This window comes from Streptomyces lycii, assembly GCF_009735685.1.
Classification (GTDB): domain Bacteria; phylum Actinomycetota; class Actinomycetes; order Streptomycetales; family Streptomycetaceae; genus Streptomyces; species Streptomyces lycii.
On the sequence record NZ_WHPN01000115.1, the window covers coordinates 1 to 8,913 of the forward strand.

At 73.7% G+C, this 8,913-nt stretch carries 7 protein-coding genes; all 7 read left to right on the forward strand.

The window, feature by feature from the left end; all coding sequences use genetic code 11:
* The first annotated feature begins 543 nt into the window (after positions 1–543).
* Complete coding sequence (locus tag GCU69_RS05045; protein WP_098753433.1) at positions 544–1,509, forward strand: complex I subunit 1/NuoH family protein; 966 nt, start codon at positions 544–546, stop codon at positions 1,507–1,509.
* Positions 1,509–2,228 carry a NuoI/complex I 23 kDa subunit family protein gene (locus tag GCU69_RS05050; protein ID WP_235978236.1) on the forward strand — a complete coding sequence of 240 codons (720 nt, stop codon included), beginning with the start codon at positions 1,509–1,511 and terminating at the stop codon, positions 2,226–2,228. The genes GCU69_RS05045 and GCU69_RS05050 overlap by 1 nt, the downstream gene beginning before the upstream one ends.
* Positions 2,225–2,782, forward strand: a complete 558-nt coding sequence (locus GCU69_RS05055) for an NADH-quinone oxidoreductase subunit J family protein (RefSeq protein ID WP_098753434.1) — start codon at positions 2,225–2,227, stop codon at positions 2,780–2,782. Before GCU69_RS05050 ends, GCU69_RS05055 begins: the two co-directional genes overlap by 4 nt.
* Complete coding sequence (gene nuoK / locus GCU69_RS05060) at positions 2,782–3,249, forward strand: NADH-quinone oxidoreductase subunit NuoK (protein WP_156205234.1); 468 nt, start codon at positions 2,782–2,784, stop codon at positions 3,247–3,249. Before GCU69_RS05055 ends, nuoK begins: the two co-directional genes overlap by 1 nt.
* The gene (locus GCU69_RS33470; protein WP_156205235.1) at positions 3,246–5,420 is read left to right on the forward strand and encodes an NADH-quinone oxidoreductase subunit 5 family protein; all 2,175 of its coding nucleotides are present in this window, start codon (positions 3,246–3,248) and stop codon (positions 5,418–5,420) included. Before nuoK ends, GCU69_RS33470 begins: the two co-directional genes overlap by 4 nt.
* 3 nt (positions 5,421–5,423) lie before the next feature.
* The gene (locus GCU69_RS05070; RefSeq protein WP_235978238.1) at positions 5,424–7,412 is read left to right on the forward strand and encodes a complex I subunit 4 family protein; all 1,989 of its coding nucleotides are present in this window, start codon (positions 5,424–5,426) and stop codon (positions 7,410–7,412) included.
* On the forward strand, positions 7,409–8,913 hold a 1,505-nt coding region (locus GCU69_RS05075), incomplete at its 3' end, for an NADH-quinone oxidoreductase subunit N (protein WP_156205236.1). The genes GCU69_RS05070 and GCU69_RS05075, both read left to right, overlap by 4 nt.

The window sequence follows — 8,913 nt, forward strand, 5'->3', positions numbered from 1 at the left end:
CCAGCGGCCGCCGTCCCCGGACGCGCCGTGGCACAACCCCGTCCCGGCGTTCGAGGAAGAGCGGCCCGGCCCGGACACCGGACGGACGGACCCCGATCGTTCCGAGCCGGGACGGACGGAGTCTGCACGTTCCGGCCCCGATCGTTCCGGCCCCGATCGTTCCGGCCCCGATCGTTCCGGCCCCGATCGTTCCGAGCCCGGACGGACGGAACCTGCACGGACCGAGCCCGAACGTTCCGAGCCCGGACGGACGGACCCCGAACATTCCGAGCCCGAACGTTCCGGCTCGCAGGCCGAGTCCCGCCCGCAGGCCGAGTCCGGGCCGGAGGCCGGGTCCGGCTCGCAGGCCGAGTCCGAGCCGCAGAACCCGCGGACCGGCCGGCCCGGGACCGCCGGGGGGCCCGGCCCGGAGTCCGGTTCCGACCGGCCGGCGCCCGGAGCGTGGCCCGTCCCGGAGGCCGGTGAGCCCGGCGAGCGGTCCGGCCCGGAGGGCGACGGGCGGCCGGGACCGGAGAAACCGTCGAACCCCGAGGGAGGCGAGTCGTGACCGACGTCCTCGACGTCGTATGGCGGCTGCTCGCCGTCTTCGTGGCCTTCCTCGTGCTGCCGCTCGTCGTCGGCCAGACGGAACACAAGGTCATGGCCCACATGCAGGGCCGCCTCGGCCCCATGCGGGCGGGCGGTTTCCACGGCTGGGCACAGCTCGTCGCCGACGGTGTGAAGTTCGCGCAGAAGGAGGACGTCGTCCCGGCGGGCGCGGACCGCAAGGTCTTCCAGCTGGCACCGGCCGTCGCCCTGCTGCCGTATCTGCTGGTGCTGGTCGCGATCCCGGTCGGCCCGGGTGACGCGGTCGGGCAGCACGTCGACGCGGGCGTCTTCTTCGTGCTCGCGGTGATGGGTGTCGGGGTGCTCGGCTCGCTGATGGGCGGCTGGGCGTCGGCGAACAAGTTCTCGCTGCTCGGCGGTCTCCGTACGGCCGCGCAACTCCTGGCGTACGAACTGCCGATGCTGCTCGCGGCCGCCTCCGTCGCGATGGCTGCCGGAACGGTGTCGCTGACCGGCATCCTGGACGGCTTCCAGTGGTGGTGGCTGCCCTGGCAGATCGTCGGAGCCCTGGTGTTCTTCACGGCGGGACTGGCCGAACTCCAGCGCCCGCCGTTCGACATGCCCGTCGCCGACTCGGAGATCATCTTCGGTGCGTACACCGAGTACACCGGCATCCGCTTCGCGCTGTTCCTGCTCGCCGAGTACGCGGGCATCGTCGTCCTCTGCGGGCTGACGACGGTCCTCTTCCTCGGTGGCTGGCACGGCCCGGCGGGCATCGAGGGCCTCGGCTGGCTCTGGACGCTGCTGAAGACGGCGCTGCTCGCCTTCGTCGTCATCTGGCTGCGGGTCAGCTATCCGCGACTGCGCGAGGACCAGTTGCAGAAGCTGGCCTGGACCGTGCTCATTCCGCTCGCGCTGGCGCAGATCGCGCTGACCGGCGTCGTCAAGGTGGTGATTTCCTGATGTCCCCGATCCCCGGCAGCGGGCTGGCCAAGGGCCTGGCCGTGACGCTGCGGACGATGACGCGGCGCGCGCACACCGCGCAGTACCCGGACAAGCAGCCGGAGCTGCCGCCGCGTTCGCGCGGAGTGATCGGGCTGTTCGAGGAGAACTGCACGGTCTGCATGCTCTGCGCACGCGAGTGCCCGGACTGGTGCATCTACATCGACTCGCACAAGGAGACGGTCCCGCCGGCCGCCCCGGGCGGGCGCGAGCGCAGCCGCAACGTCCTCGACCGGTTCGCCATCGACTTCTCGCTGTGCATGTACTGCGGGATCTGCATCGAGGTCTGCCCGTTCGACGCGCTGTTCTGGTCCCCGGAGTTCGAGTACGCGGAGACCGACATCCGCGACCTCACCCATGAGCGGGACAAACTGCGCGAATGGATGTGGACGGTGCCCGCGCCACCCGCGCTGGACCCGGCGGCCGAGGACCCGAAGGAACTGGGCGCGGCCCGCAAGACGGCCGACAAGATCGCCGCCGCCGAGGCCGAGGCCGCAGCCGCCGCCGAGGCCACGGGCACCGCCACGGGCACGGACACGGGCACGGGCACTGCCGGAGACACGGGCACGGCCCGGGACAGGAGTACGGACCCGGGCACGGGCACGGACGCAGCCCCGGGCACGGGCACCGGGTCCGGCACCGGACCCGGCGACGGACCCCGGACAGGAGGCGGCGCATGAGTCTTCTCGCCGCGCAGACGCAGGGCTTCCTCTCGCCCACCGGAGTCGAGATCGCGTTCCTGCTCGTCGGCATCGTCACCCTCGGCGCGGCCGTCGTGACCGTCACCACCAAGCAGCTGGTGCACGCGGCCCTGTGGCTGGTCGTGGCCCTCGGCGGGCTCGCCGTCGAATATCTGCTGCTGACCGCCGAGTTCATCGCCTGGGTGCAGGTGCTCATCTACGTCGGTTCCGTCATCGTCCTCCTCCTCTTCGGGCTGATGCTGACGCGCGCCCCCATCGGCCGGTCGCCGGACGCGGACTCCGGCAACCGGTGGGTGGCGCTCGGTGTCGCCGTCGCCGCCGCGGCGGCGCTCGTCTGGGTGGTCGTCGACGCGTTCCGCGCCACCTGGATCGACCTCGACGGGCCCGCCCGGGGCACCACGGAGGTCTCCGGGCGGATGCTCTTCCGGCACTGGGTGCTGCCCTTCGAGGGGCTGTCCGTGCTGCTGCTCGCCGCGCTCGTCGGCGCCATCGTCCTCTCCCGGCTGCGCAAGGACACGGAGGAGAAGCGCTGATGCATCTCGCCTATCCCGCGGTGCTGGCCGCGCTGCTCTTCTGCACCGGTCTGTACGGGGTGCTCGCCCGGCGCAACGCCATCCTCGTCCTGATGTCCGTCGAGCTGATGCTCAACGCCGTCAACCTCAACCTCGTCGCCTTCGACGTCTGGCTCCGCGACGCCCTGCACGCCGGACAGGCCCTGACGCTGTTCACGATCGCCATCGCCGCCGCCGAGATCGGCATCGGGCTGGCGATCGTGCTGCTCGTGTACCGCAACCGGGGCAGCTCCGACATCGACCGGCTCCGTGACCTCGCCGAGGGTGACGCCCAGGACGCCGCCGCACCACCGGACGGCCCGGGCGGGACCGGACCCGGCGGCGCGGGGCGGGGCCCCGGCACCCCGCCCGGTGACGGGCCGGACGGAACGGACAACGGCGGAACGGACAACGGCGGAACGGACAACAAGGCGGAGGCCGCCGCGTGACGACCACCACCCTCGCGACCCTCGTCCCCCTGCTGCCGTTCCTCGGCGCCGTCGCGGGGCTGCTGACCGGCCGGCGGGCGCCCGGCTTCGTCCGGCCGCTGGCCGTACTGCCGACGCTCGCCGCCGCCGTGCTCGCCGTCCTGGTCGCGCTGCGGCAGGGCGGCGGGGACCCCGTCGACGCCGCGACCCGGCTCACCCCCACCGGCTCGGTGCCGATCGACCTGGCCCTGCACCTCGACGGCTTCGCCGTCCTCGTCGCCGTCCTCGTCGGGCTGGTCGCCACCTGCGTACAGCTCTACTCGACCGGCTATCTGCGCGACGACCCGCGCTACTCCTCCTACGCGGCCTTCGTCTCCCTCTTCACCGCCGCGATGCTGCTCGTCGTCTACTCCGGCGACGTCATGGTGCTGCTCGTCGGCTGGGAGGTCATGGGCATCTGCTCGTACTTCCTGGTCGGCCACTACTGGGAGACCGAGGCCGCCCGCTCCGCGTCCCTCAAGGCGTTCCTGGTCACCAAGCTCGGCGACGTACCCTTCCTGATCGGCATCTTCGCGCTCGCCGCCGACGCCGGAACGTTCCGCATCAACGGCATCCTCACCGCCGCGAACTCCGGCGACGGGCTCGACCACCCCACGCTCGTCGCGCTGCTGCTGCTCGCCGGGGTCGCCGGCAAGTCCGCGCAGTTCCCGCTGCACACCTGGCTGCCCGACGCGATGGCGGGCCCCACGCCCGTCTCCGCGCTGATCCACGCCGCGACCATGGTCGCCGCCGGTGTCTACTTCGTCGCCCGGCTGCTGCCGGTCTTCGCCGCCTCGGCCGCCGCCATGGTCGTCCTCGGTCTGATGGCCGCCGCCACCATGGTCGGATCGGCGCTCGCGGCCCTCGCCCAGGACGACATCAAGCGGGTCCTCGCCTACTCGACCATCGGCCAGCTCGGCTACATGACCGGCGCCCTGGCCGTCGGCGAGCGGGGAGCCGCCGTCTTCCACCTGCTCACCCACGGTGCCTTCAAGGCCCTCCTCTTCCTCGGTGCCGGTGTCCTCATCCATGTCGCCGGGACGAACTCGCTCGCCGCCATGTCCCGCATGCGGGATCTGCGGCAGCGGGCCCCCGACGCCTTCTGGACGATGACCGTCGCGCTGCTGGCGCTGGCCGCCGTCCCGCCGTTCAGCGGCTTCTTCTCCAAGGAGGCGATCCTCGGCGCGGCCGAGCACGCCGCCCTCGGCGACGCGCCGGGCGTGCCCGTCCTCGCGGGCTGGACCGTCCTCGTCTCCGGCCTGGTCACGGCCCTCCTCACCGCCGCGTACGCCTCCAGGCTGTGGCTGCTGACGGGCGTCCCGGGCGCGAAGCCGGAATCGGGCGCGGCCGCCACCGCCGAACCGGGCCCGCCGTCCACCGCGACCGCCGCGCCGTCCCCCCGGGCCGCCTCCGGTGCCGCCCCCGGCCCCCGCCCGGCAGCCGGACCCGAGCCCGGAGCCGAAGCCGGAGCCGGGGCAGCCGGAGCCGGGGCAGCCGGTCCGGGCGTGGCCGTATCCGGGCACCCGGCCCGGACCCCGTTCGTCATGAACGCCGTCCTGTGGGTGCTGTTCCTCCCCGCCGCCGGGCTCGGCGTCACCGTCGGTGTGCTGCCCGGCTGGTTCGACGGGCACTCGCTCGCCCCGACCCTCACCACCTCCGTCCTCGGCACCGGTCTGGCCCTCGTCGGCATGATCGTCACCTACGCCACCTGGCGGCTGACCACCTCGCTCGGCCGGCGCGCGCCGATGGGCGCCGTCGCCGCCCACCCCGGCGTGGACCCCGCGCAGTCCGAGGCCGAGGCCATCGCCACCCACGAACCGGCCTACGGCGACATCGCCGCCGCCCACGACCCCGCCGACCCGGCCCGCCTCCTCCTCGGGCCGATGCACCGGCACGCGGCCGCCGGCTTCCATCTGGACGCCGTCTGGTCGGCGCTGTTCGTCCGCCCCGTGCGCGCGGCCGCCCGCATGGTGCGGTTCCTGGACCGCGAGGTCGTCGACACCTATGTCGACGGCGCGGGCGGCGCCGCCCGCCTGCTCGGCGCCGCCGTCCGCCGTGCGCAGACCGGCAATGTGCAGACCTACCTCGGTGCCCTGCTCGCCGGCTCCGTCGTCCTGGCAGTAGCCGCCGTCCTCGTCGCCGCCGGAGCGTGACCCATGGGCCCCCTCGACAGCCTTCTCAGCGACACCGTGATGCAGTACCTCCTCGCCGCGATCGTCGTCCTCCCGCTGCTCGGCTCCGCCGCCGCGCTCCTCCCGGCCCCGCCCGGTCTCAGGGGGCGGAACCCGGAGCAGGCCGTGCTCCGCCACGGCGTCACCGTCACCGGCGTGATCCTCGCGCTGGCCGTCGCCCTCGCTGCCGGTTTCGACCACGACGACCCCGCGCGGATGCAGGCCACCACCGACATCAGCTGGATCCCCGCTCTCGGCACCCGGATCCACCTGGGCACCGACGGCGTCTCGCTCCCCCTTCTCGTACTGACCGCGCTGCTGACCTTCCTCTGCGCGCTCCACTCCTACTTCCGGCCGCCCGAGGGGCCCGCCGCCCCCTCCGCCAAGGGCTTCGTCGCGCTGCTGCTCCTGCTGGAGGCCGGCACCCTCGCCACCTTCGCCGTCCTCGACCTGCTGCTGTTCTTCCTCGCCTTCGAGATGGTCCTCGTCCCGATGTACTTCCTGATCGCCCGCTGGGGCGACGCCGCCCGCGAGAAGGCCGCCGGGAAGTTCATCCTCTACACGCTGCTCGGCTCCGTCGTGATGCTGCTGGGCCTCCTTCTGCTCGGACTCGAGGGCGGCACGTTCGACATGGTGGCACTCGCCACTGACAACGGGTCGTCGCTCGCTCACGGAACGCAGTTGGCCGCCGTTCTCGCCATCGGCATCGGCCTCGCGGTGAAGACCCCGATGTGGCCGCTGCACAGCTGGCTCCCCGACGCCCACACCGCCGCCCCGACCACCGGCTCCGTGCTGCTGGCGGGCGTACTGCTCAAGATGGGGACGTACGGCTTCGTGCGCATCCTGCTGCCTGCCGCGCCCGACGGCATGCGCACCTTCGCGCCGTACCTCGCCGCGTTCGCCGTCGCCGGGATCATCTACGGATCCCTCGCCTGCCTCGCGTTGGCCCGGAGCGGCACGGGCGGCGACCTCAAGCGGCTGATCGCCTACTCCTCGGTCGGCCACATGGGCTTCGTCCTGCTCGGCATCGCCACCATGACCCCGACGGGCGTCAACGGCGCGCTCTTCGCCAACATCGCCCACGGTCTGATCACCGGCCTCCTCTTCTTCCTGGTCGGCGCGGTGAAGGAGCGCTACGGCAGTACCGACCTGGACCACATCTCCGGCGCCCGCGGGACGGCCACCGGCCCCGCCACCGCCGCCGCCACCGGAACAGCGGCCTCCGGAGCAGTCACCTCCGGGGCCGCCCCCGGCCGCGCTTCCGGAACCAGCGCCGCCGTCGGCACCGGCGGTGCGCTCTACGGCCGTGCACCCCGCCTCGGCGGCCTCTTCGCCTTCGCCGCCGTCGCCTCCCTCGGCCTGCCCGGCCTGGCCGGCTTCTGGGGGGAGATGCTCGCCCTCTTCGGTGCCTTCCGCCCCGCCGAGGGCCTGAGCCGCCCCGCGTTCCTGGTGTTCATGGCGGTCGCCGCCTTCGGCACCCTGCTCACCGCCGCGTACCTGCTCGTCGTCGTGCGCCGGGTGTGCATGGGCGGACACCTCGAACAGCCATCCGCCGGTGACCAGCCCGCCGGTGACCAGCCCTCCGGTGACCAGCCCTCCGCCGGTGACCGGACCCCCGGCGGGCACCGGCCGTCCGCCGCCGACCAGGCACCGGCCGATCAGGCACCGGCAGGCCGGGCACCGGCTGACGAGGCACCTGCCGACGAGGCATCCGCCGCCGACGCATCCGCCACACCCGCCCCCGACGACGCGGCCCCCGACGACGCGGCCCCCGCCCGCGGCGCCACCGCCGCCCCCGCCGCGACCCGCTCGCCCCGGTCCACCGGCTCCACGCTCACCGACGTCCGCCCGTACGAGTTCGCGGCCTGGGCCCCGCTCGCCGTTCTCACCGTCCTCGCCGGACTCTGGCCCGCCGTCCTCCTGGGGCTCAGCGACCCGGCCGTGCAGAACCTCCTCGGAGGAGGCAGCCGATGACCTCCCTCATCCAGTCCGTGGACTGGCTCGCGATCGCTCCGCCGACCGTCGCCGCCGTCGTCGCGATCGTCGTCCTCGTCGCGGACCTGTTCCTGTCCGAGCGGGCGAAACCGCTGCTCGGATGGATCGCGACCGGGGGCCTCGTCCTCGCCGGGCTCGCCCTGCTGCCGCTCCTGGACGGCGACCGCCGCACGTTCTGCCTGACCACCGGCCAGGACGCCTGCACATACGAGGCGGACCACTTCGCGCTGGCGGTCCAGTTCCTGGTGATCGGCGGCGCGCTGCTGACGGCTTTGCTGTCCCTGCACACCGTCCGGGAGCTGGAGCTGCCCGCGGGCGAGTACTGGTTCCTGCTGCTGTCCTCCGCCGCGGGCGCGGCCCTGCTGCCCGCCTCCCGCGATCTCGCCACCCTCGTCGTGGCCCTGGAGGTCGCCTCGCTGCCCGCGTTCGCGCTGGTCGGGCTGCGGCGCGGGGACCGGCTGTCCTCCGAGGCCGCGCTGAAGTTCTTCCTGTCGTCCGTCACCGCGACGGCCGTGATGCTGCTCGGCGTCAGCTTCGTCTACGCGGCCTCCGGCAGCATGCACCTCGCGGAGATCGCCCGCGGCCTGGACGACGTGCCCGCCGGGCTCGGCACGCTCGCCGACGCGGGCGTCGCCCTGACCCTCGTCGGCTTCGCCTTCAAGACCGCGGCCGTGCCCTTCCACTTCTGGGTGCCCGACACCTACGTCGGCGCGCCGCTGCCCGTCGCCGCCTATCTGTCCGTGGTCGGCAAGGCCGTCGGCTTCTCCGGGCTGATCCTGGTGACGGTGCTGGCCTTCCCCGGTTACGGGGACGTGTGGGGCCCGGCCGTCGCCGTGCTCGCCGCGCTCACCATGACCGCGGGCAACGCCGCCGCGCTGCGCCAGGCACCGGGGCGCGCCCACAGCGCCGTGCGGCTGCTCGCCTGGTCCTCCGTCGGCCAGGCCGGTTATCTGCTGGTCCCGATCGCCGCCGCGGCCCACGTGACCGACCCGAACGACGCCATCGGCTCCACCGTCGCGTACGCCCTGATGTACGCCGCGGTGAACCTGGGCGCCTTCGGCGTCGCCGCCCTCGTCGGCCGTACGCACGCCGCCAACCGCATCGACGACTACCGCGGCCTCTTCGCCACCCGCCCGGCCGCGGCCCTCGCGCTCGGCTTCTTCCTGCTCTGCCTGGCCGGGCTGCCGCCGGGTGTCATCGGGCTGTTCGCCAAGGTCGCGGTGTTCTCGGCGGCTGTCGACGCGGGGCTGGGCTGGCTCGCGGTGGTCATGGCCGTCAACGTCGTCATCGCCCTCGCGTACTACCTGCGCTGGACCGCCGTGCTCTTCCTCGCCCCGGCGCCGGACACGCAGCCCGTTCCGGCACCCGTTCCGACGCCCGTTCCGGCACCCGTTACGGAGCGTGCCGGGGGGCCGGCGCCGGAGCCCGTCCGGGGTGCCGCGCCGGAGCGCGCTCCGGCGCCGGGCGCTGTGCCGGGCGC